21 protein-coding genes are annotated in these 23932 nt (G+C 60.8%); 5 read left to right on the forward strand and 16 right to left on the reverse strand.

Going from position 1 to position 23932, the window contains the following annotated elements; translation table 11 throughout:
* Positions 1-131 precede the first annotated feature (131 nt).
* The 7 genes from ACVVH8_RS11025 to ACVVH8_RS11055 all read right to left on the reverse strand — a co-directional run bounded on the left by ACVVH8_RS11025 (position 132) and on the right by ACVVH8_RS11055 (position 9067).
* Entirely contained in the window at positions 132-647 is a 516-nt protein-coding gene (locus ACVVH8_RS11025; RefSeq protein WP_047601845.1) for an Hcp family type VI secretion system effector, read from the reverse strand.
* A 578-nt stretch (positions 648-1225) separates the two neighbouring features.
* Positions 1226-2614 (reverse strand): 2-oxoadipate dioxygenase/decarboxylase HglS, encoded by a 1389-nt coding sequence (gene hglS / locus ACVVH8_RS11030; RefSeq protein ID WP_475230060.1) that lies wholly within the window; start codon positions 2612-2614, stop codon positions 1226-1228.
* Between the two features lie 88 nt (positions 2615-2702).
* A complete protein-coding gene (gene glcF / locus ACVVH8_RS11035; protein WP_475230063.1) occupies positions 2703-3923 on the reverse strand; it encodes a glycolate oxidase subunit GlcF in 1221 nt (406 codons plus the stop codon).
* Between the two features lie 2 nt (positions 3924-3925).
* Entirely contained in the window at positions 3926-4975 is a 1050-nt protein-coding gene (gene glcE, locus ACVVH8_RS11040) for a glycolate oxidase subunit GlcE (RefSeq protein WP_475230066.1), read from the reverse strand.
* Positions 4975-6474 (reverse strand): glycolate oxidase subunit GlcD, encoded by a 1500-nt coding sequence (glcD, locus tag ACVVH8_RS11045; protein WP_475230069.1) that lies wholly within the window; start codon positions 6472-6474, stop codon positions 4975-4977. Before glcD ends, glcE begins: the two co-directional genes overlap by 1 nt.
* Positions 6475-6664: 190 nt before the next feature.
* The gene (locus ACVVH8_RS11050) at positions 6665-7591 is read right to left on the reverse strand and encodes an alpha/beta fold hydrolase (protein WP_213028236.1); all 927 of its coding nucleotides are present in this window, start codon (positions 7589-7591) and stop codon (positions 6665-6667) included.
* Positions 7592-7612: 21 nt separating this feature from the next.
* Positions 7613-9067: a flavin-containing monooxygenase gene (locus ACVVH8_RS11055; protein WP_475230072.1), complete on the reverse strand. Its 1455-nt coding sequence runs from the start codon at positions 9065-9067 to the stop codon at positions 7613-7615.
* A gap of 213 nt (positions 9068-9280) precedes the next feature.
* Here ACVVH8_RS11055 and ACVVH8_RS11060 point away from each other — a divergent pair, with 213 nt between their 5' ends.
* The 3 genes from ACVVH8_RS11060 (at position 9281) to ACVVH8_RS11070 (ending at position 12532) form a co-directional block, all read left to right on the forward strand.
* On the forward strand, positions 9281-10354 hold the full coding sequence (locus tag ACVVH8_RS11060) for a diguanylate cyclase (RefSeq protein ID WP_475230075.1): 1074 nt from the start codon (positions 9281-9283) through the stop codon (positions 10352-10354).
* Between the two features lie 213 nt (positions 10355-10567).
* Positions 10568-11806 carry a M20/M25/M40 family metallo-hydrolase gene (locus ACVVH8_RS11065; protein ID WP_475230078.1) on the forward strand — a complete coding sequence of 413 codons (1239 nt, stop codon included), beginning with the start codon at positions 10568-10570 and terminating at the stop codon, positions 11804-11806.
* 423 nt (positions 11807-12229) lie between these two features.
* Positions 12230-12532, forward strand: a complete 303-nt coding sequence (locus ACVVH8_RS11070) for a hypothetical protein (RefSeq protein WP_475230081.1) — start codon at positions 12230-12232, stop codon at positions 12530-12532.
* A gap of 132 nt (positions 12533-12664) precedes the next feature.
* Here ACVVH8_RS11070 and ACVVH8_RS11075 read toward each other — a convergent pair whose 3' ends face one another.
* The 8 genes from ACVVH8_RS11075 to ACVVH8_RS11110 all read right to left on the reverse strand — a co-directional run bounded on the left by ACVVH8_RS11075 (position 12665) and on the right by ACVVH8_RS11110 (position 20938).
* The gene (locus ACVVH8_RS11075) at positions 12665-13534 is read right to left on the reverse strand and encodes an isocitrate lyase/PEP mutase family protein (protein ID WP_025111253.1); all 870 of its coding nucleotides are present in this window, start codon (positions 13532-13534) and stop codon (positions 12665-12667) included.
* Between the two features lie 167 nt (positions 13535-13701).
* Entirely contained in the window at positions 13702-14736 is a 1035-nt protein-coding gene (astA, locus tag ACVVH8_RS11080) for an arginine N-succinyltransferase (protein ID WP_103306897.1), read from the reverse strand.
* A 61-nt stretch (positions 14737-14797) separates the two neighbouring features.
* A complete protein-coding gene (locus ACVVH8_RS11085) occupies positions 14798-15814 on the reverse strand; it encodes an arginine N-succinyltransferase (protein ID WP_475230083.1) in 1017 nt (338 codons plus the stop codon).
* 117 nt (positions 15815-15931) lie between these two features.
* Entirely contained in the window at positions 15932-17281 is a 1350-nt protein-coding gene (locus tag ACVVH8_RS11090) for an APC family permease (protein WP_213028242.1), read from the reverse strand.
* A 91-nt stretch (positions 17282-17372) separates the two neighbouring features.
* A complete protein-coding gene (locus ACVVH8_RS11095; protein WP_475230086.1) occupies positions 17373-18125 on the reverse strand; it encodes an N-formylglutamate amidohydrolase in 753 nt (250 codons plus the stop codon).
* Complete coding sequence (locus tag ACVVH8_RS11100; RefSeq protein ID WP_103306901.1) at positions 18109-19440, reverse strand: type I glutamate--ammonia ligase; 1332 nt, start codon at positions 19438-19440, stop codon at positions 18109-18111. Before ACVVH8_RS11100 ends, ACVVH8_RS11095 begins: the two co-directional genes overlap by 17 nt.
* Complete coding sequence (locus ACVVH8_RS11105; RefSeq protein WP_103306902.1) at positions 19437-20081, reverse strand: cysteine hydrolase family protein; 645 nt, start codon at positions 20079-20081, stop codon at positions 19437-19439. The genes ACVVH8_RS11100 and ACVVH8_RS11105 overlap by 4 nt, the downstream gene beginning before the upstream one ends.
* A 2-nt stretch (positions 20082-20083) precedes the next feature.
* Positions 20084-20938 carry a MurR/RpiR family transcriptional regulator gene (locus tag ACVVH8_RS11110; RefSeq protein WP_103306903.1) on the reverse strand — a complete coding sequence of 285 codons (855 nt, stop codon included), beginning with the start codon at positions 20936-20938 and terminating at the stop codon, positions 20084-20086.
* Positions 20939-21268: 330 nt separating this feature from the next.
* Here ACVVH8_RS11110 and ACVVH8_RS11115 point away from each other — a divergent pair, with 330 nt between their 5' ends.
* A complete protein-coding gene (locus ACVVH8_RS11115; protein WP_475231154.1) occupies positions 21269-21838 on the forward strand; it encodes a histidine phosphatase family protein in 570 nt (189 codons plus the stop codon).
* Positions 21838-22593 carry a precorrin-6A synthase (deacetylating) gene (gene cobF, locus ACVVH8_RS11120; RefSeq protein ID WP_103306904.1) on the forward strand — a complete coding sequence of 252 codons (756 nt, stop codon included), beginning with the start codon at positions 21838-21840 and terminating at the stop codon, positions 22591-22593. The genes ACVVH8_RS11115 and cobF overlap by 1 nt, the downstream gene beginning before the upstream one ends.
* Before the next feature lie 146 nt (positions 22594-22739).
* Here cobF and ACVVH8_RS11125 read toward each other — a convergent pair whose 3' ends face one another.
* Positions 22740-23921 carry an acetyl-CoA C-acetyltransferase gene (locus tag ACVVH8_RS11125; protein WP_103306905.1) on the reverse strand — a complete coding sequence of 394 codons (1182 nt, stop codon included), beginning with the start codon at positions 23919-23921 and terminating at the stop codon, positions 22740-22742.
* Positions 23922-23932: the final 11 nt, after the last annotated feature.

Below are 23932 nucleotides of genomic sequence, written 5' to 3' on the forward strand. Positions count from 1 at the left end.
CGTTGTTCCTCGTGCTGTACAGCGGCGCTCGTCGACGGCCGCAAAAGCGGCTCAACGTACGCGAAATTCTGGAGGGGCGTAAACAACATCGACCAGCAGAGCTGGCCGATGTGTGAAGCGATCAGCCGTAATTAAACGACTGGAGCACGCCAGTCATCGGAACCCGAAGTACCGGATACTTCGTGGGTCCAGGTGATTTTGCGGTAGGTGAACTGCACTTCTTCCAGGTGGGTGAAGTGCGAGTTGCCTGGGTCCTGGCAGTTGTGCATTTTGTTGTTGATGGCGACGATGATCGCGTCTTCCAGTTTGGTGGTGTAGTAGTGCTCTTGGGTACCTTGAGCCGAAGTGCGGTACCACTGGATAACGATTTCGCTCATGCGCTCGCCCGAGGTCAGAGCGGCTTGCAGCAGAGGCGAAGCCTTGTCGTAGACCTTGGTGATCACAACAGGTTTGTGCACGCGCTGACCGGTTGGCTGACCGGATTGCGGGTCACGCGGGATGATCACGTCGTGGCTGAAAGCCTGAACCATGACCTGGTCTTCGTGGCCTTCCTGGTAGGTGTTGCCAACGGAGTCGGCGGTGAAAGCGCCTGCAGTGATCAGGCCTTGTTTTTCGCCGGTAACCGACATGTACGCTGGTGTTGCCATGGGATGCTCTCCTTGCGGATAAATTTAAGGTGCCCGGGAGGCGAAATCGCCCGGTGGGTGCCTGACTGTTATCAAGGAGCGTGCCAGCTTTTGTGAGGTCCCCGGAAGCCGGGGGTGAAACCGCTCTGGCCTGCGCTTTGTAGGATTTTTCAGCGGGGATTCAGGGTAAAAGTGCGCAAGAAGTTGCGCAGTACTGCGCAACTTCTTGCGCACTTGGCTACAGGCCACGTAGATCATGGCTTGTAGGGCAATTTAGTACTGAAATATTACGGGCAACTGCGCAACTTCTTGCGCAGTACGGCCATATGCCATCAGTGAGCGCGATGTCGTTTTCTTCAGTGGGCGGACTGGTTGGGAAATACGCGGGAGGATGGGGTATTGCAGACTAGGCAAAATCCAGTTTCTCCGGAGGAAGCACGCCAGCGTTTGCGCTGAGTAAATGCAAAACCTGTGGCGAGGGAGCTTGCTCCCGCTGGAGTGCGTAGCGCTCCCTAAGGTCTTCGCTACTGCACTATTTTTGGGGCCGCTGCGCAGCCCATCGGGGATAAATCCCCTCGCCACAACGGGCAGCGTGGTTTTCAGATTGATTTCAAACCCAAGATGTCGGCGCATTCCTTGAGCGAACGCCGTTGCGTCTCGGCGTACAAGCCCAACTCATCAATAGTCGAGCGCCCCAGCGCCTGTTCGAACGCATGGCGATTGGAGTGTTCGCCATAGTGTGTCTGCGCTGCATCGCCCAGATTTGACTGAAAAATCCCCGCCGCACTCACCGGCAGGAAATCTTCGTACACCAGCGGTTCCGCTTTCACATAACCGTCGCGCAACAAATCCTCCAGCGAGGCATCACCGAGACTAGCCGCCGCCACACCTTTTTCCGTCACGAAGTAGCGAAAGTACGCCAACTCCTGTGCGCGCATGCCCTCGACGCTGTCGGGGAATTCGCCAAAGTGTTGAGTCATCAGCGCGTTGTAGCGTGCGGCGTTGCCTTCGTTGGGAAAGTCACCGAGTTCATCGCGGGCCGCATTCAACAAGCGGTCATACAGCGCACGGCCCTTGGGCGTCAGCGCCGCGCCGCGTTGTTCGATTTCGCCGAAACGCGCGCTGTGGCTGCCACGGGTTTCGCTTTGATCGGTGAAGGCGATCGGCTCGTCCAGTGCCTTGAAACTGGTCTGTCGCAGCAGGATCGGGCATTGCCGACGCGGTGGGCCTTCGATCACTGCTTTGGGCGTGATGCCGTGCGCTGGCATCTGCTGCTGTACGGCGTCGATGTCCAGCGTGCGTGGTGTCAGGTGATTGATGTGCGGACCTTTGAAAGCTACTACGTCGGCGATCAAACGGTGTTGGGCGCTCAGTGTCTGGTACTGCGCGGCGGTAACAGTTGCGCTGTGATGCCAGCGAAAAGTTTCCAGTGCCTGTAGGACGAATTCTGCGGCTTCAGCTTCCGTCAGCCCGCCAGCCGTTTCAGCCTGCGCGATCAAACGCAACGCCGCTGGCGTAAAGATCGAGCGCTTGGCCAGCACTGACTCCGCAAACCCGCGCAGCTCGGGGTCTTCAATCAACTCCAGGCGCAACAACGAGGTGAATACCCGAAACGGACTGACTTGCAGCGCCTCTTCATGCACGGCGCGAAATGCCGTCGAATGCACCGGCACACCTGCGGGCGTGAGGTCGTAATAACCCACCGGTTGCATGCCCATCACCGCGAACAGGCGGGCGAGGGTGGCCAGTTCCGTCGCCGTGCCCACACGAATCGCGCCATGGCGCTCCATGTCCAGACGCTCGATTTCACCGGTACGGTCGAGTTGCCGAGCGATGTCTGGCTGCCGGGACAGCACATCGCGATTGGTCTGCTCCACCAGTTCCATCAGCGCGCCGTACAGCGGCACTTCTTCGCGGTACATGTCGGACATCGCTTTGGAGAAGCGTTGGCGGATCAGGTCGGGGCTGACGAAAGACTGCACGCTCATGAAAAAAATTCCTGCCACGGTCACGGAATGGATGGGGGAAAAGATCGCAGCCTTCTCACACGCGGGCAAACGAAGAATCCTACGAACTTCATTCTGCCAACGACTGATCCACCAGTTCGATCCAGTGCCTGACGGGTGTGCGTCCGGCGCTGGCGAGGTGGCTCTGACATCCCACATTGGCGGTCACGATCAGTTCGGGGCGACCGCTCTCCAGGGCGTTGAGGCGGTTGTCGCGCAATTGCCGGGCAAGCGCCGGTTGCGTCAGGGAATAAGTGCCCGCCGAGCCGCAGCACAAATGGCCGTCGGGCACGGCGGTGAGGTTGAAGCCGAGGCGGGTCAGCAGCGCTTCCACTGCGCCACCGAGTTTCAGCGCGTGTTGCAGGGTGCAGGGGCAATGTACGGCGATCCGCCGTTCAGCGGCCGCGCAGATCTGCTCCAGCGGTTCTTGCGTGAGGATCTGCACCAGATCCAGCGTCAGCTCACTGATCCGCCGCGCCTTTTCGGCGTAGGCCGGATCATCCTCCAGCAAATGCCCGTAATCCTTGATGAATGCGCCACAACCGCTGGCAGTCTGCACGATGGCTTCGGCGCCGTTTTGCAGGTGTGGCCACCAGGCGTCGATGTTCTGCCGGGCACGATCGAGGCCTTTGGCCTGGGCGTCGAGGTGATAGTCCAGCGCACCGCAACAACTCGCCTCGGTCACCGGGGTGACGCTGATTCCGAGTCGATCCAGCACCCGCGCCGTCGCGTCATTGGTATTCGGCGACAGCCCCGGCTGCACGCAGCCTTCGAGCAGCAACACTCGACGCGAGTGCCGTGGCACGGGGCGCAAACTGGACGTTGGCAGATGTTGCGGCAGCTTGCTTTCAAGCATCCGCGGCAACAGCGGGCGGAACGTGGTGCCGACGCGCAACAAGCCTTTGAACAACCCGGGATTCGGCGCCAATGCGCGCAAGCCCTCGCGCAACAAACGTTGAGCTGCCGGGCGTGGCACTGCGCGATCGACCACCGCCCGGCCAATGTCGAGCAAGTTGTGATAATCGACGCCGGACGGGCAGGTGGTTTCGCAATTGCGGCACGACAGGCAGCGGTCCAGATGCAGTTGCGTCTGCGCGGTCGCTGGCGCGCCTTCGAGGACTTGCTTGATCAGGTAGATGCGCCCGCGCGGGCCATCGAGTTCGTCGCCGAGCAATTGATACGTCGGGCAGGTCGCGTTGCAAAAGCCGCAATGCACGCAAGTGCGCAGGATCTTTTCCGCCTCGGCGGCGCGGGGCAGCTGTCGGGATTGCTCGCTGAGGGTGGTTTGCATGGCTAGACCTCCGCGTACATCCGGCCGGGATTGAACAGCCCTTGCGGGTCGAGTTGCGCCTTGAGTTGCCGGTGATAGCGCAGCAGTGTCGCGGGCAAAGGCTGGAACGGTGAGTCACTGGCGCCGTGGGTGAAACAGGTCGCGTGGCCGCCAAGTTCCTGGGCGAGTATATGAATGTGCTGGCTGTGCGATTTCAACCAGCGTTGCGCGCCGGCCCAGTCGATCAGCTGTTCGCCGGGCAGGTCGAGTGGGCCGAGATTGTTCGGTAATGACAGGCGCCACAGCGGCAGGCCCTCGTCAAAGAACGGCAAACGTTGCTCGTTCAAATCGCGCCAGAACACTGAGTCCAACGGCTCGCCACCCAAGCGTTGATGCGCCGCCGTCACTGATCCTTCGCCGCCCTCCAGTCGCAGGTACAGACTGTTGCCATCGTGGCACGCCGCGCTGATCGGCAACGGTTGCTGGCCCCATTCGGCGAGATTGGCCAGTGCCCGCGCGCAATCGATATCGAGGCGGATGCTCAGGCATTGCCGGGGTTTTGGCAGGACTTTCAGCGAGACTTCGGTCAGCACACCGAGACAGCCATAACTGCCGGCCATTAGTCGCGACAGGTCATAACCGGCGACGTTTTTCATCACCTCGCCGCCGAAACGCAGGTGTTGACCGAGCCCGGTGATCACTCGCGTGCCGAGGACGAAATCACGTACCGAGCCCGACCATGGCCGTCGAGGGCCGGACAGCCCGACGGCGATCATGCCGCCGACCGTGGCGCTTTCGCCGAACGACGGCGGCTCGCACGGCAACATCTGCCCGGCAGCGTCCAGTGCCGCGAGCAACTCGGACAACGGTGTACCTGCGCGTACGGTGACCACCAGCTCTGTTGGGTCATAACGGACGACGCCGCGATGCACGCGGGTATCGAGCACTTCGCCGGCCACCTCGCGGCCGAGAAATGCCTTGCTGTTGCCGCCCTGAATTCTCAGCGGCGTGGCATTGGCCCGTGCTTCATTGACCTGATCGAGCAGGGCGTCGGCAGCATCGAAATCGGCCATCAGAAACGCTCCAGCTCGGGAAATGGCAGTTGCCCGGCGTGAATGTGCATCGCGCCGAATTCGGCACAACGGTGCAGGGTCGGGATATTTTTGCCGGGATTGAGCAGGCCTTGCGGGTCGAACGCGGCTTTAACGGCGTGGAACAGGCTGAGTTCGTCATTGTTGAATTGCGTGCACATCTGATTGATTTTCTCGCGGCCGACCCCGTGTTCACCGGTGATGCTGCCGCCAACGTGCACGCACAATTCGAGAATCTTGCCGCCGAGGGCTTCGGCGCGGTGCAGCTCGCCGGGCTGGTTGGCATCGAACAGGATGAGCGGGTGCATATTGCCGTCGCCAGCATGAAACACGTTGGCGACGCGCAAGCCGTACTCCTCACCGAGACGGGCGATGCCTTGCAGTACACCGGGCAGTTCGCGGCGCGGGATGGTGCCGTCCATGCAGTAATAATCCGGCGACAAGCGGCCGATGGCCGGGAAGGCATTTTTGCGCCCGGCCCAGAAACGCACGCGCTCGGCTTCGTCGCGGGCCTGGCGCACTTCGGTAGCGCCGGCCGCGGTCATGACCTCGCGCACCCGTTGGCAGTCGTCGTGGACATCGGCTTCGACGCCATCGAGTTCGCACAGCAGGATCGCTTCGGCGTCGACCGGGTAGCCGGCGTGGATAAAGTCTTCGGCGGCGCGAATCGCCAGGTTGTCCATCATCTCCAGACCGCCGGGAATGATCCCCGCCGCAATGATTTCGGCCACGGCACGCCCGGCCTTTTCCACGGAGTCGAAACTGGCCAGCAGTACCTTGGCGACTTGCGGTTTGGGCAGCAGTTTGACGGTGACTTCGGTGATGATCCCCAGCAGACCTTCGGAACCGGTGAACAGCGCGAGCAAATCGAAACCTGGTGAATCGAGGGCCTCGGAGCCCAGGGTCAAGCGTTCACCTTCAATGGTCAGCACTTCGATTTTCAGCAGGTTGTGCACGGTCAGGCCGTACTTGAGGCAATGCACGCCACCGGCGTTTTCGGCGACGTTACCGCCGATCGAGCAGGCGATTTGCGAAGACGGGTCGGGCGCGTAATACAAACCTAACGGCGCGGCAGCCTGGGAGATCGCCAGATTGCGCACGCCGGGTTGCACGCGGGCGGTGCGGGCGGCCGGGTCGATGTGCAGGATGTTGTTGAAGCGCGCCATGACCAGCAGCAGGCCTTTTTCCAGCGGCAAGGCACCGCCGGACAACCCGGTGCCAGCACCACGGGCGACCACGGGGACGTTTTGCTGGTGGCACAGTTTGAGCAGGGTTTGCACTTGTTCGAGTCGATGGGGCAGGGCGACCAGCATCGGTGTGGTGCGGTAGGCGGAGAGGCCGTCGCATTCGTAGGGTTTGAGCTCTTCTTCGCGCCAGAGAATGTCGAGATCAGGCACGGCGCGCTGCAAGGCCTTGAGCAGATCGGCTTTGTTCACATCCGGCAACGGGCCGTCGAGGCGTTCGTCATAAAGAATGTTCATCTCAACCCGAATCTCTCTGGTGATGAGGAGGATTGACTGTGGTGAGGGGATTTATCCCCGATGGGTCGCGCAGCGGCCCCAGTGCAGAGAATGCTGAGGATCAAACAGATTGCATGCACAGGTTGGGGGCTGCTTCGCAACCCATCGGGGATAAATCCCCTCACCACAGGGGTCGGGTTTGTCTTGAGGATCATTTTTGGTTGCCGAGGAATTCCCGGTACAACCTTGCGGTATTCCCCGGCTGTTCGACCATCGGCATATGCCCGACGCCATCCCATACATCCACCTGCAAATTGGCGATGCCCTTGCTCCAGACCGGCACGCTGCTGACGTCGATCAACCGATCCTTGCGGCCCCACAGCAGCAGCGCGGGACATTTGATGTCGGCCAGTTTCGGCTCCATCGGCGGGCTGGCGCGGAAATCGCGGAAAATTTCTTCCAGGTCATCGCGTTGTTGTTCATAGCGCTGAGCAATCGCGTCCAGCACCAGCTTCGGGACCCACGGCGGCGAAGCCATGGTCATTGCATAAAACTGGCGGAATTCCTCCCGGGAATTGATCAGAAACGGGTTATGCCCACGGGCCAGGTGGCGCTCCATGTCGCTGGCCTCTGGTGCGGTTACGCCGGCCGGATCGATCAGCGCCACCGAAGCAATGCGATCCGGATACGTCGCCGCCAGCCACGCCGCTATGTAACCGCCCATGGAGTTGCCGATCACATGCACCTTTTCCACACCGCAGACATCCAGCAACTGGATCATGCGCTTGGCCTGCAGCGGAATGTCGTAGCCGCCGCCGGCCTTGAAGCCGGTTTCACCATGGCCCGCCAGGTCCGGAATGATCACCCGATACTGGCGCACGAAATGCCGGGAAAAACGCAGCCACAGGTTCTTGTCGGCGCTGTAGCCGTGCAGCATCAGAATCGCACTGGCCGCCTCGTAAGGCCCACCTTGCCAGGTCGACACCGTCATCTCGGCAATCGGCACTTCAATCTTGTGCAGTTTGTACAACTTGGCCTCGATGGCCATGTTCAGGTCATACAGCCAGTGGCCAACCGCCGGATAACTCAACCAGCTCCAGGCCACGAACACCGCGAGGGCGACAAACAGCAAAAGCATCGACGTCTTCCTTTTACGTAGTCAGGACAAAATGTGGTCGGCCGGTTTCAGCGCCCGGGTCAAGCGGTGATAGCTGAAACTGAAGCCGGGAAACATCGCGATCACATGACCGCTCTTGCTTTGATACCAACTGTGGCAGCCGCCGGACTTCCAGACCGTGCGTTCCATCTCCCGGTGGATCATTGCAGTGTAGGTACGTTCTGCCTCGGGGCGCACTTCGATGCTGCGCAGGCCTTTGGCTTTTACAGTGCGGATGCAGTCGAGGATGTAGTTCATCTGCGACTCGATGATGAACAGCGCCGAGGTGTGGCCGATGCCGGTGTTGGGCCCGGTGACGATAAACAGGTTGGGAAAGTCCGGCAGGCTGGTGCCGAGATAGGCGCGGGGATAGTCGGCCCAGACATCTCTGAGTTGCACGGCGTTTTTTCCGCTGACCGGGTAGGAAATTACCCCGTCGGTGGCGTCGTAACCGGTCGACCAGACGATCAGATCAACATCGACGTGCTGGCCGTCCTGAGTGTTGATCCCGCTTTCGTCGATTGCAGCGATGCCTTGATCGCGGGTATGCAGCGTGACGTTGGCGCGGATCAGCGCCGGGTAATAAGTGCTGGAGACCAGCACCCGTTTGCAGCCGATGGTGAAGTCCGGGATGAGTTTTTCCTGCAGTGCCGGATCGGGCACCTGACGTTTGAGAAAACGCAGCGCCTGCTTCTGCACCATATGAATCGCCGGTTTCGAGTATTTGAAGGCGATCACCCGGGTTTCGAACTGCCAGTAGATCAGCCAGCGCAGCAGTTTGTAGGCTGGTTTCAGGCCCAGCAGCCAACGTTGAAACGGCCCGAACACGCGATCTGCGCGTGGTAACACCCAGTGCGGTGTGCGCTGGAACACATGCAGTTGTTCGACCTGCGGCGCAATCGCTGGAATCACCTGCGCCGCGCTGGCGCCACTGCCAACGATGGCCACGCGTTTACCGCGATAGTCGTAGCCGTGATCCCAATTGTTTGTATGAAAGGTCTTGCCCTGAAAGCGATCTTGCCCGGGGAAGTGCGGGATCACCGGTTGGCTCAACGGCCCGGTGGCATTGATCAGGAACTGTGCGTAGAACGTGCCTTTGCTGGCCGTGTGCACGGCCCAGCGCTTTTCCGCGTCGTCCCACTCGACGCGTTCGACATTGGCTTGCAGTTCCACCCGCTCGCGCAGGCCGAACCGGTCGATGACGTGTTCGGTGTAGCGGTGCAATTCTGCCTGTTCGGCGAACATCTGCGACCAGCGGTAGGGCGCGAACGACAATGAATACAGCGGCGACGGCACATCCACCGCCGCACCGGGGTAGGTGTTCTGGCACCAGGTGCCACCGAAAAAGTCGCGGCGTTCCAGCAGGCGAAAATCGTCGATGCCGGCCTTGAGCAGGTTGACCGCCGCGCACTGCCCGCCAAATCCGCTGCCGATGATCAACACTTGGTAGGTCTGCATGGGTCTCCTTCTTATAGTTGTTTTTCCATTTTCATCCTTTCAGGTATAGCCAAATATTTGCACTGTGCGCGTTGGCAATACTTCCCCATTGGAAGCGGGCTTGAGGTGTTCTGTTGAGGCCGCTGGCCGGTGATGGCTATTTAACGTTGCCCTGTTAGACTCCCAGCACATCCGTCCTGCGGTGTGCAGTTCCGTCGAGTGGTCGAGGCCCTTATGGGAAACACGGGAGGAAAGGGACTTTCATTAGCCAGGAGGCTTTATACATCGCGAGTCCTCGGGCTGATGCTTGGGCTGCTCTGCGTGTCCGTGGCGATGTACACGCTCGATCCGCCGCTGTGGGTCTGGGCGCTGATGCTGTTCAATGGCCTGGTCTGGCCGCATCTGGCGTATCAATGGGCGCGTTGCGCGCGGGTGCCGTACCACGCCGAACACCGCAATCTGTTGATCGACGCCTTCCTCGGTGGTTTCTGGGTCGCCGCCATGCATTTCAATCCGCTGCCCACGGCTACGACCATTTCGATGATGGCGATGAACAACGTCGCCATCGGCGGTTTGCGTTTTCTGCTGGCCGGTTCGGCGGCGCAGCTTCTTGGGGTAGGCGTGGGGCTGGTGGTGTTTGCCCCGGCATTCGTGCCGCAAACCTCGCCTGCGCAAATGTATGCCTGTTTCCCGTTATTGCTCCTGTATCCGTTGGCCCTGGGCTGGATCTGCTTTCGACAGGCCTACACGCTCGGCCGGCATAAACGCGAGTTGCTGGCGCTGAGCCGCACCGACAGTCTCACCGGTTTGCTCAACCACGGCGCCTGGAAGGATCAACTGGAAATCGCTTTTCAGCGCTGCAAACGGCAGAAGCAGGGCGCGGCGATTGCGCTGATCGACATCGACCATTTCAAGGCAATCAACGACACCTACGGGCATGTCGCCGGCGACATCGTGTTGCGGCAATTGAGCAAGATGCTCAAGCAGAATCTGCGTGCCACCGACGTTGGCGGGCGTTATGGCGGCGATGAGTTCTGCGTGATCCTCCCGGATTTGCCGCTGTTTCATGCCGCGCAGGCGATGGAAGCATTGCGCGAGCGCTTCGCCACGCTGGGGTATGAGCAGAACCCGGCGTTGAAGGTCAGTCTGAGTATCGGTCTGGCGGCGTACGAACCGGCCCATGCCGATGCGACGCGCTGGCTCAATGACGCGGATCAGGCGTTGTATGAAGCCAAGGCGAGCGGGCGCAATCGGGTGGTGTGCAATTGCGACAACCTGCCGAAACAGCCACTGCTCGACTCCGTCTGACCCGCATCACCACAATCCCCTTGCGGGAGCGAGCCTACTCGCGAAAGCGGTGGGTCAGCCACATTGAAATCGCCTGACACGACGCCTTCGCGAGCAGGCTCGCTCCCACAGTTTTGTTCGGTGTCGGTCCTGGAGATGTCGCTATCGGTATAGAGCCTTGCGCCGATGTCAGGTACGGTTCAGATACCCCCGACGCGAAACAAGGATCGATTCATGACGTTCTCATTTTCCCGCTCCCTGCTGGCCGCCAGCCTTGGCCTGTCTCTCGCCATCAGTGCCGCCAGCGCCTTCGCCGAACCGCATAAACAAGTGCTCGCCGACGCCGAGCAATACCAGCCCGAAGCCTTGAAACTGCTGGAGCGGCTGGTCAACATCGACTCAGGCTCCGGCGATGAGCCAGGCCTCAAACAAGTCAGCGAGATCGCCATCGATGAGCTGAAAAAGCTCGGCGCAACGATTGAACTGGTGCCCAACACCCCGGAAAAAACCAACCACGTACTGGCCACGTTCAAAGGCACCGGCAAGGCGAAAATCCTCCTGATGGCGCACATGGACACGGTCTTCAAGGAAGGTTCGGCGGCCGAGCGACCGTTCCACATCAAGGACGGTCGCGCCTACGGGCCGGGGGTGATGGACGACAAGGGCGGCATCGTCGCCGGGATCTACGCGCTGAAAGTCCTGAAAAACCTCGACTTCAAGGACTACGCGCAAATCACCTTCCTGCTCGATGCCAGCGAAGAAACCGGTTCGGACGTCGCCACCGACCTGATCAAGAAAACCGCCAAACTGCATGACGTGACCCTCAATCTTGAGCCGGGGCGCCCGGCCGATGGCCTGGTGGTCTGGCGCAAGGGCAGCGCGACGGCGCTGGTCGAGGTCAAGGGCAAAGCGGCGCATGCCGGGGTGGCACCGGAGCTGGGACGCAATGCGGCGATGGAGGCAGCGCATCAGATTCTGCAACTGGGCAAACTCGGTGATGAGGCGAAGAAAACCACCATCAACTTCACCGTGCTCAAGGCCGGCGATCGCACCAACGTGATCCCGGATCAGGCCACGGCCAAGGCTGACGTGCGCGCGGCGGTGCCGGAGGAGTTCGACCGTATCGAGAAGGATCTGGCGCGGGTATCCCAGGAAAAATTGATTCCCGACACTGAAGTTAAGACGACTTTGCAACGCGGTTTACCGCCGATGCCGCAGACGGCCGAGTCGGATCGTCTGATGGCCATGGCTCAGGGGATTTACGGCGAGATCGGCCGCAAACTGACCGAGGAGGGCAGTGGTGGCGCGGCGGATGCCAGTTTGTCGGCGGGGGTGGGCACGCCGACGCTGGATGGCTTCGGGATTGTTGGCGGCAATATTCATACGCCGGAGGAATACGCCGAAGTGGCGAGCGTGGCGCCGCGGATTTATCTGTTGTCGCGGATGATTATGGAGTTGGCCAAGCCGCGGTGAGGTAGTGATCGTTCCCACGCTCTGCGTGGGAATGCCTCAACGGACGCTCCGCGTTCGGCTTTGTGTGGGACGCAGAGCGTCCCGGGCTGCATTCCCACGCGGAGCGTGGGAACGATCACTACGTGGCGTACAACTTTCCAAGACGTTTCCTACAACGTACCCTGTTGCCGCGTTTCGGTATCGACCCCTATAGTTCGGGCTCGCGGAATTTACCGCGAACGACCTTGGCCGGTCGTTACAGGAACGTACAGTTTGCTCAACATATTCAGTCGATGTTTGGCTGTGATGTTGTGTTATGGCAGCTGTGCGTGGGACACCCTAGAGTGTGCCGGTTCCTGTATCCGGTCGGCCAACCCGCGTACGGCTGCCACCTTCTTCGTTTGGCCGCGATTGGTGGTAGCTCCCATTACAGGAGTTTTACCGATGACCGACCAAGTAATGCCTCGCTACCTCCCTATCGACACCTACGACGCCGAATCCCCGGTGCTCTTCATCAACACCCATACAGAACTCAGCGACATGGCCGCCTGTGCAATGCACCGGTTCGTCGTCGTGCGCGATCTGGCCGACACCCTGGCCAGTCTCAACCTCAAAGGCATTTCCGATTGTGATCTGACGCGGGTGACCAGCGCGGTGCATCTGTTGATGCGCGAGGGGTGTGCGATTCTGAATGTGATTCAGGCGCGGGCGATGCAGCGGGAGGAGGCGTACAAAACCCCGATGTAGCGGTGATGCGGCAGGCCTCATCGCTGGCAAGCCAGCTCCCACAGGGTTTGGTGAATGACCACTAATCGGTCATTAACCGCATAACCTGTGGGAGACTGGCTTGCCAGCGATGGCGTCAGCCCGGCCAACTTATTACTCCTTGACGCTCATGTATTCCTTGGCCCAAAGAATGTATTCCTCCGGCTGGGTATAGGTGTGCGTCAACTCGGTCGCGCTCAGGTCGGAAGCCTGGGTAAAGATCTGCCGCTGTTCGCGCAGGCTGTCGTAGGTTGCCTTGATCGCCGCAAAGTAAGCGCCATGCCCATCGATGGTCACACGCACGCCCAGTTCGGCCAGACGCTTGTCGTCACGCAGCGCCGGGTTGCCGTAGGTGACCAGCATCAGTGGCACGGTCAGGTGTTCGGCGATCTGCTCAAGCTGATCGAAGTCCTGCACGCCAACCATGCAGATGCCGTCAGCGCCTGCGGCCTGATATTGGCGGGTGCGGCTGATGATTTCCTGGTTCGGCAGAATGCCGGCGTTGGTGCGGGCGATGATCGCCATTTCCGAATCGACCCGGGCTTCCAGTGCCGCGCGGATCTTGCCGACGCCTTCGGCGACCGAGATCAGGTCGGTGGATTTACGCCCGAATTGCGCGGGCAGCAGGGTGTCTTCGATGGTCAGGGCGGCGACGCCGGCGCGTTCCAGTTCGACGATGGTGCGCATCACGTTGAGGGCGTTGCCGTAGCCGTGGTCGGCATCGGCGATCACCGGCAATTGGGCGACGCGGCCGATGCGGGTGGCCTGTTCGGCGAACTCGCTGAGGGTGATCAGGGCAAAGTCCGGCGCGCCGAGCACCTGCAACGAGGCCACGGACCCGCCGAGAATCCCCACTTCGAAACCCAGGTCAGCGGCAATGCGTGCGGACATCGGGTCGAACACCGAAGCCGTGTGGTAGCAGGTGTCGGAGGCAAGCAGCTGACGGAAGTTACGGCGCAAATCTTGATGAGAAAGCCTGGTCATACGAGTTCCACCAATACAAAGGAATGGAAAGGCTTGAGCAAAGGTGTCAACGCCGAAGAGTGAAAAGGCTATCACGCGAATGGGTCAAGGATCATGACGAATTTGCAAGGTGGCTGTTTGCCGACGAATCTCCTGCTGAAAGGATTCATCTTCGAAGGAGTGGACAGTCAGGCTGCCACAGCCTGCTGCTGTTGATTGGGCAACATTACCGCCCTGACCGAATTGCCCGGTTGCAACTGCAAGCGTTTGGCCGTCAGACGATCGATCACCAGGCTGCTGCCGACCCGACGCGCCCGCGCCACCGTGATGCGGCAGTTTTCCAGGCGGCGGTTATGGATCAGCCACAGAGGCGCCTGTTCGTCCGGGCTGCCGAGGCTCAGGGTCAACTCAAGGCTGTCGCGTACCGTGCGGATGTTGCGGACCGGCGCTTCAATCACCGGCCCACCGTCAAAAATGTCGATATAGCCCTTATGCGTGAAACCCTCGGCCTGAAGAATTTTCAGCGCCGGCTCGGTGTTGGGGTGCGCCTGGCCGATGGCCGCCTGGGCCTGTTCAGTAAGCATGCAGGTATACAAGGGTTGGCGCGGCATCAGCTCAGCGATAAAGGATTTGTTGCCCAGCCCCGACAAATGGTCGGCGTGGCTGAAATCCATTTGAAAAAAGTGCCGACCCAGGCTATCCCAGAACGGCGAACAGCCCAGCTCATCGGCGCTGCCGCGCAATTCGGCGATCATCTTTTCGCCAAACAGGTGCGGAAACTCGGCGACGAACAGCAGGCGCCCCAACGACAGCAGACGCCCGTTACTGCCGTGACGATGCTCATGGCCCAGAAACAACGAGCACAACTCCGATTGGCCAGTCAGTTCATTGTTGAGAAACAGCGTCGGAATCTGCCGCTGAATGCCCAGGTTCGGCGCCGAACTCACGGTCAAACCGACGCGATAGTTGTACCAGGGCTCGCGCAAGCCGATCGCCCCGGCCATGGCGCTGACGCCGACCACGCGCATGTCATCGTCTTCGAGCACGAACAGGTAGTCGGCGTCGGCACGTTCCACCTGTTCGGCGAACGCGCGTTGCGCCCAGCGTACCCGGTGGGACAGGCGATCTTCATTGGCCGGCAGGGTGGTGAACCCAGGGCCCGCCTGTTTTACCAGAGCCATCAAGGCTGGCAGGTCGCTGACTTTAACCGGGCGGACAATCATGCTGTAACTCCTTCTGCGCGCCTGTTCGGGCACTGTCGTTGGGTGCGGAACCGGGCGCGGTTCACAGGGCAATCAGGCGGATCTGGCTGCCATCGGTCACGTTCAGCGCCGCACACATTTCAGGGGTGAGGGACAGCGGTTGATCGGGCTGGTAATCGAGTTCGGCGACGATGGCCCGGAAGCCGTGCAGCGCATCGTTGCTCAGCAGATAACGGCCACGCGCATCAATCTGTGGCTGTTGCTGCACGGCGGCGATCTGGCTGTGGACGATCGAGCGGATGTTCGCCGTGCGCGCGAACAGCGTCGGGCCGGCGTCGAACAGGTCGATGTAGCTGTTGGTTTCAAAACCTTCACGCTCAAGAATGTCGAAGGCTTCCTGGCCGTCCGGATGGATTTTGCCAATACAGTCCTGCGCCGCTTGCGGCAGCATCGGCACGTAGATCGGGTATTGCGGCATCAGTTCGGCAAGGAACGTGCGGCTCTGCAACCCGCACAAACGCTCGGCTTCGACGTAGGGCAGATCGAAGAAATGCTTGCCCAGCGCATCCCAGAACGGCGAGTTGCCGCTCTCGTCGCTGTAACCGACGATTTCGGTGATCACCGCTTCGGCAAAGCGCTGAGCGTGGGCCGCGATGAACAGCAAGCGTGCCCGCGAGAGCAATTCGGAAAACGGCGTGCGCTCCAGCGCCGCGTCGATGTGGAAACCGCGCAGCAGGGTGTGATCGTTCAGGTCGTGGCACAACGACAGCGCCGGCACGCCGTGCTCAATGTTCAGTTCCCGCGAGGCACTGGTGAAGTGGCGGTTGCGCAGGCTGTAGAACGGTTCGTCGAACCCGGCGGTGGCGAGAATCTCCGAGCAGCCCAACAGCCGCTGATTGCTCAGGTCTTCCAGCACGAAGAAGTAGTTTTCCGGGCCGTGCGCCGCGGCGTCGCTGTCGAACGACGCAGAGGAAGCGGCGATTTTCTCGCGCAGGCGGTCGCTGTCGTCCGGCAGGGAGGTCACGCCCACCAGGCTGTCGCGAGCCAATTGTTGGAGCTGGGTCAGGTCAGTCGCTTCGACTGGGCGTAAGACCAGCATGGATGTACTCCTGTATCAAAAGGTTCGGCGAATCACCGAACCTGACTATCACTGTCGGGTTCCACGCGTTAAATCGGCGGTCGCCTGATTTGTTGTCAGACGCCGCTCTTTTTCTTGTCAGCCGTTGCTCGGGTCAGGCAACGCGGTACTGGCGCCGAGCTTGTTGAGGAAGAACAGGTACACCAGACCCAGGGCAATCCAGATCAGGCCGAGTTTCTGCGCATCGACGCCCATGTTGTACATGATGGCCGCGACGATGATGAAGCCGATCACCGGGCAGATCAGGTGGCGCACAACCTGACCGGACTTTTGCCGACGCCAGTAGTAGTTGATGACGGTCAGGTGCAGCAGCATGAAACCGCTGAGTGCGCCGAAGTTGACCAGCGAGGTCAGGGTGTCGACCGAGTTGATGAACAGGTAGCAGATCACCAGCGACAGCACCGCCACCAGATAAATGCTCAGGTACGGCGTGTTGTGTTTTGGGTGGACCTTGGCCAGCACTTTTGGCAGCTTGCCGTCGCGGGCCATGCCGAACAGCAGGCGCGAGACCGCGGCTTGCGAGGTGATCGCCACGGCCACGCCCCAAGCCAGTGCAGTCGCCACACCGGTCAGCGTCGCCAGCCAACTGCCAGCGGCGATTTCGGCGATTTCATAGAACGCGGTGTCGGCTGACTTGAAGCCCATTCCGGCCGCCAGATCGGTAGCGATCCAGGTTTGCGCAACGAAAATCACGCCCATGACCACCAGTGTGATCAACGCGGCTTTGCCGACGCTCTTGCCCGGGTCGCCTTTGATTTCTTCTGCGAGGGTGGAAATCGCATCGAAGCCAAGGAACGACAGCACTGCAATCGATACCGCTTGCATCAGCAGGGCGAAGTTGAAGGTTTCCGGGTGATACAGCGGCGCCAGGGTCAGCTCACCGTTACCGCCGCCGTTGTGCAAGGCGTTCCAGGCGTAGAACAGGAAGATCCCCAGCACCACCAGTTGCGCCAGCAGGAAAATGATGTTCATCCGTGCGGTGAAGGTGATGCCGCGCAGGTTGACGAAGGTCGCGCTGACAAGAAACGCCAGAATGAAGCCGACTTTCGGAATGTCCGGATACAAGTGATTGAGCGCCATGGCCGCATACACATACAGCAGCGGCGGAATCAGCAGGTAATCGAGCAGCATCAGCCAGCCGGCGATGAAGCCGACGTGTTGATTGAGGCCGCGCTGTGCGTAGGAATACACGGAACCGGCAATCGGAAAAGCCTTGGCCATGCTGCCGTAGCTCAACGCCGTGAACAGCATCGCCACCATGCCGATGATGTACGCCAGCGGCACCATCCCCGGTGCCTCGGCGTTGACGTAGCCATACACACCGAACGGGGCGATGGGGATCATGAAGATCATCCCGTAGACCACCAGGTCGGTGAGGGTCAGGCTACGTTTCAACTCTTGCTTGTAGCCGAATTCTTCAATTTCCATGAAGCGCAACTCCTTGTCAGCCATCGATTGTTTTTTAGTTGTTCTATCGGTAATCCGTTACAGCATCAGCAGTCTCTACAGGCGTTTTTTCTTACAGCAATGGCGCCAGATACCCAGCCCAGCGCGCCACGTCCTCGGGATTGCGCAGCAAGTCGTTGCGCACCTCGATCAGCACTGAATCCAGACCCCGGGCATCGCCATGCACGGGCACGGTCATATCGCCCAGTGGATCGATCTTGTAGGGCTGGTTGCCGGCCACTTTCAGCGGGTGTTTTTCGAGACCGTCGAGCAAACGCTGGGCATAGGCCTTGGCCTGGCCGAACAGCACGCCGACTTCCAGCGAGCGTGGCTGGCCGTAGTACACCGGGGTGAAACTGTGAATCCCGACCACTCGCACCGGTTGGTCCTTGGCGATGCGCTCGTCGATCAGTGTCTGCAAACGCGCGTGGAACGGTTTGAACAGCGTCTGCCGACGGTATTCGCGCGCGGCTTCGTCCAGCTCACGGTTGCCCGGCACCTGATAGATCTCGCTCTGCGCGGGAATGCTGTCGGGGGCATGCCGTGGGCGATTGAGGTCGATCAGCAGCCGCGAATAGTTGGCGCTCAAAAGCGTTGCGCCGAGTTGCTCCGACAATCGCTCGGCCAGTTGCAGCGCACCGATGTCCCACGCGATGTGTTCACGGGCGGCGGCATCGTCCAGGCCCAGATTGTTCAGGGCCTCGGGGATGTAGCGACTGGCGTGCTCGCACACCAGAATCAACGGGTGCGTCGAGTCGGCGCGGCTCAGGTTGTAGACCGGTCGGGTGTACAACCCCAGCTCGGCGGATTCAGTACAGGCGTGCATAGTGCTCACACAGGTCAGCGGGCGAGAGCTGTTCCGTCAGCGCCAGTTCCTCGGTTTTCAGGGCGTGGTAAGTGTCGAGCAACGGCTTGGGCAGCCATTCGTTGAAGGCGGCGCTGTCGCGCAGGCAATCCAGGGCCTGGGCGAGCGAGGCGGGCAGGGCGACGATGCCCCGGGCCTTGCGTTGCTCGTCGTTGAGTGAATCGGGCATTTCATCGGTGATCGCGTTCAAGGCCAGACGCTGTTCGATGCCCAGGCGTCCGGCAATCAACAGTGCGGCCATGGCCAGGTGCGGCGAGGCGGTGGCGTCCATGGCGCGAAACTCGACGTTGAATTGCGTGGCTACGGGTTTGCCGCCGAGGGTCACGGTCGGGCAAATGCGCAATGCAGCTTCACGGTTCTGTTGGCCGAGGCAGGCGTACGACGCGCTCCAGTGATGCGGCTGCAAACGCTCGTACGACACCGGCGTCGGTGCGGTGAACGCACACAACGCCGGCAAGTAATGCAGGATGCCCGCCGCCCAATGCTGGCCGAGGGTCGACAGGCCATTGCTGGTGCCGGCGTCGTAGAGCATCGGCTGGCCGGCCAGATCGAGCAGGCTGACGTGCAGGTGCACGCCGTTGCACACCGCGTCGGCTGCGGTTTTCGGCGCGAAGCTCAGGTCGAGGCCCATTTGCCGGGCGATCTCGCGGGTGATCTCGCGCACATTGACCGCACGATCCGCCGCGGCGACGCCAAGCGTCGGGCGGCAGGTGATTTCGTATTGGTGCTTGCCGTATTCAGGCAGGAACATTTCCGGTTCGACACCGCCGGCACGCAAGGCGCTGAGCAGCCAGCCACCGAATTCGGCGCCCTGGCGCTGGGCTTCGAGGGAAAACGCCAGGTGTTCGGCAAAGCCTGCGTGCAGGTTGAATTCATGTTCGAACGCGGCATTGACCTGCAAGCCGAGTTGATCGCGATAGCGTTCGATTTCGTCGCGCAACAGCGTGCGCGGGCAGGCACCCCACGGCCGGCCATCGGTTTCGCGGATGTCGCCATGGATAAAGTCCAGCGCGGGCGCTTCGGGATCCGGGCCGTTGCTGACGGTAACGCGGCTGCTCAGGTCGGGGATCAGACGCAAGTCGCCATAGGCGCCCCACGGATTGGTCGAGGCAATGATGTCCTGCGGCGTCAGCGCGCTGTTGGCCGGCACCCAGCCACAACCGGCGGCTTGGTAGTGTTCCAGCTCATCGGTGGGAAACGAGCGGCCACGGGTGATGCCGATCAGGTCGGTGGTGACGATGGTGGTCATCGGCAACGGCGTCAGGCGGGCGCTCATGGCCGCATCTCCTGCAACCGGCCGAGCACGGTTTGCGTGTCGGTGATCCAGCAATAGCCCTTGATCGCGTTGAGGCAGGCGTCATGTCGCGCCGGGGTGTAGGTGGCGCAGGCGTCTTCGACCAGCGTTACCAGATAGCCGCGGTCGGCGGCGTCACGCACGGCCATGTCCACGCACTGGTCGGTGACAATGCCGGCGATGATCAGGTGACGGGTTTCAAGGTTGCGCAGCACGTAGTCGATGTTGGTCGAGTTGAAGACCCCGGAAGAGGTTTTCGGCAGGACGATTTCATTTTCCACCGGGGTCAGGTCTTCGATGATCCGCGCCTGCACGCTGCCCTTGGGCAGATGCATATCCGACAGCTTGTGATCCAGCGAGCGGTCGCGGCCGTCGGCGGTCAGGCTTTCGATAATGGTATGGAGCACGTTCTGCCGCGCTTCGCGAAAGGCGCTGAGCAAACGTCGCTGATTGGGCACCACCTGCATGTGTGCACGGGTCAGGAAATACTCGGCGTCCGGGCCGTTCAGGTGCGGGTCGAACTGCGGTTCGAGCCAGGCACGCTGCATGTCCACCAACAACAACGCAGTGTGATCGGTGACAAAGGGCAAGTCCCGCGGCGAGCGGTGGGGAAGGCTGAACATCCTTATTTATCCTCCAGCAGGTGGGTGTTGAAGTCGTTGCGCAGGGCGTCGATGCCTTCCAGGCGATCGGCCAGATTGTCGGTGCGCAGGGTCAGACAGGCGATCAGCGCTTCGACCTGTGCCAGCGCCGGCACCATGGTGTCGAACGGCGAGGCCGATTCCACCGGGGCGCTGATGATCAGGTCGGCCATTTCGCGCAGCGGCGAGGCGTAGATGTCAGTGAACAACACCACGCGTGCGCTATTGTTTTTCGCCGCACTGGCGACGCGCAGGGCCTGCGTCTGATAGCGGCGGTAGTCGAATACCAGCACCACGTCTTGACGTTGCAGATCGAACAGTCGGTCCGGCAGTTGCGCGTTGTCCTCCAGGGCAAAGCAACCGGGGCGCAACAGGCGCAAGTGATTGAGCAGGTAAGTCGCCATCAGGCTGCTGAAACGCCCGCCGAAGCAGTACACCTGATGCCGGGCATCGAGCAGCCAGTCGGTGAGGATGCGAACATCTTCAGGCTGGGTCAGCGATTGGGTGTCGACCAACAAGCGATGGCTGTCAGCCAGATAGTGGCTCCAGGCGTCATCCTTGTGCTGTTGCGCGCGCGGCTGCAACAACGTACGAGGTGAGCGCAGGCGATGGTCCATGTCGCTGAGCAGCGCATCCTGGAATTCGGCGTAACCGCCGAAACCGAGTTTTTTTACCAGCCGTACGATGGTCGGATCGCTGACTCCGGCATGTTCGGCCAGACGCGCCATCGGCCCCAGGCCGTTTCTTGGGTACTGGTCCAGCAAGGCGCGCACGACTTTGCGTTCCGACGGCGTAAGATCGAGGCCGGGGTCGGTGATCAAGTCTCTGAGAGGGGGCATCCTGGCTCCTGCTGGATGAGTGTGTCGAATTCGCTTCACAATCCGTTAAAACAGTATTTATGTAACTGGCGCTACATGTCTAGTGAATTCTTCGTGCTGTTGAAAAGGCCCCAAAATGGAGCAAGACGCCCGTGTAACAAGGGCTACACCGGAGTCGACAGGTCTTGTAGTCCATTGCCCATAGCTGTGTCAGATATTGCCGCTTTTTCGCTTGGGTCACTTTTCACTGCATTGCATGGGGCACCCCCGAGGCCCTCGGTTTACGGCACAATTGCCCTCGATTCGGCATTGCGCCGTGGATTTTCATGACTCTCGACAGAGTGAATGATCGTGCAGACCACCCGTTTGACCCTGATGTGCCATGCGCGAACCGTCGCACAAAAATTGGCGTGTTTTCCTACGAATGAGCCTGTTGAAAACACTGCGCTGGCTTCTGACTCGCTGGCCGGGCGTTTCGCAGCCCCGCGACGTCTGATCTGCGGCCCTGAATTGCGCACTCGCCAGACGGCTCGGTGGTTCGGTGCCGATGCGCAAGTCGAAGAGGCGCTGCGCGATTGTGATTGGGGGCGGTGGCACGGCCGGTCGATCAAGGATCTGCAGCGTGAGGAAGACGCGGCGCTGCAGGCCTGGCTGGAAGATCCTCACGCCACACCTCATGGTGGTGAATCGGTGGCCCAGCTTTGTGAGCGTGTGGCAGCGTGGCTGCAAAGTTTGCAAGCCACGCCGGGCCACGTGGTGGCGGTCACCCATCCGTTCGTCATCCGCGCCGCGCTGATCCAGATGATGGGCGGCTCAGCCTTTCATTGCATTGATGTCGAGCCGCTGTCGGTGATCGAATTGCGCTTTACCGGTCTCTGGCGACTGCGCTTGCCCGGTCTCGACCTTGAAGGAGCACGCTGATGAAACAACTGTTGGTGATTGGCATCGGCGCCGGTAATCCGGACTACATCACGATGCAGGCGGTGAAAGCGCTGAACCGCGTGGATGTGTTCTTTCTGATGGATAAAGGCCAGAGCAAGGACAAACTGATCGATCTGCGTCGCGAAATCTGCGAGCGCTATATCACCGATCCGACGTACCGCTTCGCCGAGGCCCACAGCCCGGAGCGTGAGCGCGGTGATGTGGACTACAGCGCCAGCGTCGATGATCTCAACCGCGCCAAGCAGCAAACCTTCGAACGGCTGATCAATGACGAATTGTCTGACGGTGAGTGCGGCGGTTTTCTGGTGTGGGGCGATCCGGCGTTGTATGACAGCACTGTTCGGATTTTGCAGGCGATTCTTGCGCAAGGCCGCTGTGCCTTCGAGTTTGAAGTGATCCCGGGGATTACCAGCGTTCAGGCGCTGGCCGCGCAGCACAAGGTGCCGCTGAACACCATCGGAAACTCGGTGGAAATCACCACGGGCCGGCGGTTGGCGGCTGGCAAGGTCAGTGACGCGGACAGTCTGGTGGTGATGCTCGATGCCGAAGATTCCTACCACCATGTGGCTGATCCGCAGACCGAGATTTACTGGGGAGCTTACCTGGGGACGCCGGATGAGATCCTGATCAGCGGCAAGCTGGGGGAGGTGGCGGATGAAATCGAACGGGTGCGCAAGGCTGCGCGGCTGGAGCATGGGTGGATCATGGATACGTATCTGCTGCGCAAGCCATAGATTTCACTGACTGGACGGGCTCCTTCGCGAGCAGGCTCGCTCCCACACTTTTGATTTGTAACCGACACAATCCCCTGCAGGAATGCAGCTAAGCAGGGCAGGCAGCGGGCGGATGTCGTGGATCCGCCCGCTGTCTGTATTGCTCGTTACACGCGTTGCAGCGCCAGGGCTACGCCCTGACCGCCACCGATGCACAGGGTCGCCAGACCCTTTTTCGCATCACGTTTGATCATTTCATGCAGCAGGGTCACCAGTACGCGGCAACCCGACGCGCCAATCGGGTGACCCAGCGCGATCGCGCCGCCGTTGACGTTGACCTTGTCCAGGTCCCATTGCAGATCTTTGGCCACCGCCAGCGATTGCGCGGCGAAGGCCTCGTTGGCTTCGATCAGGTCGAGTTGGCCAATGTCCCAGCCGGCCTTGGCCAGGCAGCGACGGGTGGCCGAAACCGGGCCGATGCCCATGATTGCCGGGTCGACACCGGCGTTGGCGTAAGCGGCAATGGTCGCCAGCACCGGCAGGCCCAACGCTTTGGCTTTTTCGGCGCTCATCAAGATCACCGCTGCAGCGCCGTCGTTCAGCGACGAAGCGTTACCGGCAGTGACGCTGCCGTCCTTTTTGAACGCCGGGCGCAATTTCGCCAGCGACTCGGCGGTAGTATCCCCACGCGGTTGCTCGTCAACCTTGAACGCAATCGGATCACCTTTGCGCTGCGGAATCAGGATCGGGGTGATTTCATCGACAAAGCGCCCGGCCTCGATGGCAGCGGCGGCTTTCTGTTGGGACGCGGCAGCGAAGGCGTCTTGCTGTTCGCGGCTGATCTCGTACTTGTCGACCAGGTTCTCGGCGGTGATGCCCATGTGGTAATCGTTGAACGCATCCCACAGACCGTCGCTGATCATGGTGTCGACGATTTGCGCGTGGCCCATGCGCAAACCGGTGCGGGCGCCCGGCATCACGTAGTTGGACAAACTCATGTTTTCCTGGCCGCCGGCGATGATCACGTCGGCGTCGCCGCAACGGATAGCTTGCGCACCGAGGTGCAGAGCCTTCAGGCCCGAGCCGCACACCTTGTTCAGGGTCATGGCCGGTACGGCGTGGGGCAGGCCAGCCTTGATCGCGGCCTGACGCGCCGGGTTCTGGCCGGCGCCGGCAGTCAGCACCTGACCCATGATCACTTCATCCACTTGAGCACCGTCCAGGCCGGTCTGCTCCAGCAACTGACGGATCACCGCAGCGCCCAGATCTACAGCGGAAACGCTGGCCAGGGAGCCCTGGAAACTGCCGATCGCTGTACGCGTGGCGGCAACAATGACGACATCTTGCATTTTCGAATTCC

It is taken from the genome of Pseudomonas trutticola BRTCR10 (assembly GCF_056155105.1).

Excerpts from the sequence above, each read along its gene's own strand:
- ACVVH8_RS11105 (WP_103306902.1), bottom strand. The coding sequence starts at position 20,081 with ATGTTCAGCCTTCCCCACCGCTCGCCGCGGGACTTGCCCTTTGTCACC.
- ACVVH8_RS11100 (WP_103306901.1), bottom strand. The coding sequence starts at position 19,440 with ATGAGCGCCCGCCTGACGCCGTTGCCGATGACCACCATCGTCACCACC.
- ACVVH8_RS11060 (WP_475230075.1), top strand. The coding sequence starts at position 9,281 with ATGGGAAACACGGGAGGAAAGGGACTTTCATTAGCCAGGAGGCTTTAT.
- ACVVH8_RS11110 (WP_103306903.1), bottom strand. The coding sequence starts at position 20,938 with ATGCCCCCTCTCAGAGACTTGATCACCGACCCCGGCCTCGATCTTACG.
- astA (WP_103306897.1), bottom strand. The coding sequence starts at position 14,736 with ATGATTGTCCGCCCGGTTAAAGTCAGCGACCTGCCAGCCTTGATGGCT.
- ACVVH8_RS11025 (WP_047601845.1), bottom strand. The coding sequence starts at position 647 with ATGGCAACACCAGCGTACATGTCGGTTACCGGCGAAAAACAAGGCCTG.
- ACVVH8_RS11075 (WP_025111253.1), bottom strand. The coding sequence starts at position 13,534 with ATGACCAGGCTTTCTCATCAAGATTTGCGCCGTAACTTCCGTCAGCTG.
- ACVVH8_RS11070 (WP_475230081.1), top strand. The coding sequence starts at position 12,230 with ATGACCGACCAAGTAATGCCTCGCTACCTCCCTATCGACACCTACGAC.
- ACVVH8_RS11065 (WP_475230078.1), top strand. The coding sequence starts at position 10,568 with ATGACGTTCTCATTTTCCCGCTCCCTGCTGGCCGCCAGCCTTGGCCTG.
- glcD (WP_475230069.1), bottom strand. The coding sequence starts at position 6,474 with ATGAACATTCTTTATGACGAACGCCTCGACGGCCCGTTGCCGGATGTG.
- ACVVH8_RS11055 (WP_475230072.1), bottom strand. The coding sequence starts at position 9,067 with ATGCAGACCTACCAAGTGTTGATCATCGGCAGCGGATTTGGCGGGCAG.
- ACVVH8_RS11090 (WP_213028242.1), bottom strand. The coding sequence starts at position 17,281 with ATGGAAATTGAAGAATTCGGCTACAAGCAAGAGTTGAAACGTAGCCTG.
- cobF (WP_103306904.1), top strand. The coding sequence starts at position 21,838 with ATGAAACAACTGTTGGTGATTGGCATCGGCGCCGGTAATCCGGACTAC.
- ACVVH8_RS11085 (WP_475230083.1), bottom strand. The coding sequence starts at position 15,814 with ATGCTGGTCTTACGCCCAGTCGAAGCGACTGACCTGACCCAGCTCCAA.
- hglS (WP_475230060.1), bottom strand. The coding sequence starts at position 2,614 with ATGAGCGTGCAGTCTTTCGTCAGCCCCGACCTGATCCGCCAACGCTTC.
- glcE (WP_475230066.1), bottom strand. The coding sequence starts at position 4,975 with ATGGCCGATTTCGATGCTGCCGACGCCCTGCTCGATCAGGTCAATGAA.
- glcF (WP_475230063.1), bottom strand. The coding sequence starts at position 3,923 with ATGCAAACCACCCTCAGCGAGCAATCCCGACAGCTGCCCCGCGCCGCC.
- ACVVH8_RS11095 (WP_475230086.1), bottom strand. The coding sequence starts at position 18,125 with ATGCACGCCTGTACTGAATCCGCCGAGCTGGGGTTGTACACCCGACCG.
- ACVVH8_RS11125 (WP_103306905.1), bottom strand. The coding sequence starts at position 23,921 with ATGCAAGATGTCGTCATTGTTGCCGCCACGCGTACAGCGATCGGCAGT.
- ACVVH8_RS11050 (WP_213028236.1), bottom strand. The coding sequence starts at position 7,591 with ATGCTTTTGCTGTTTGTCGCCCTCGCGGTGTTCGTGGCCTGGAGCTGG.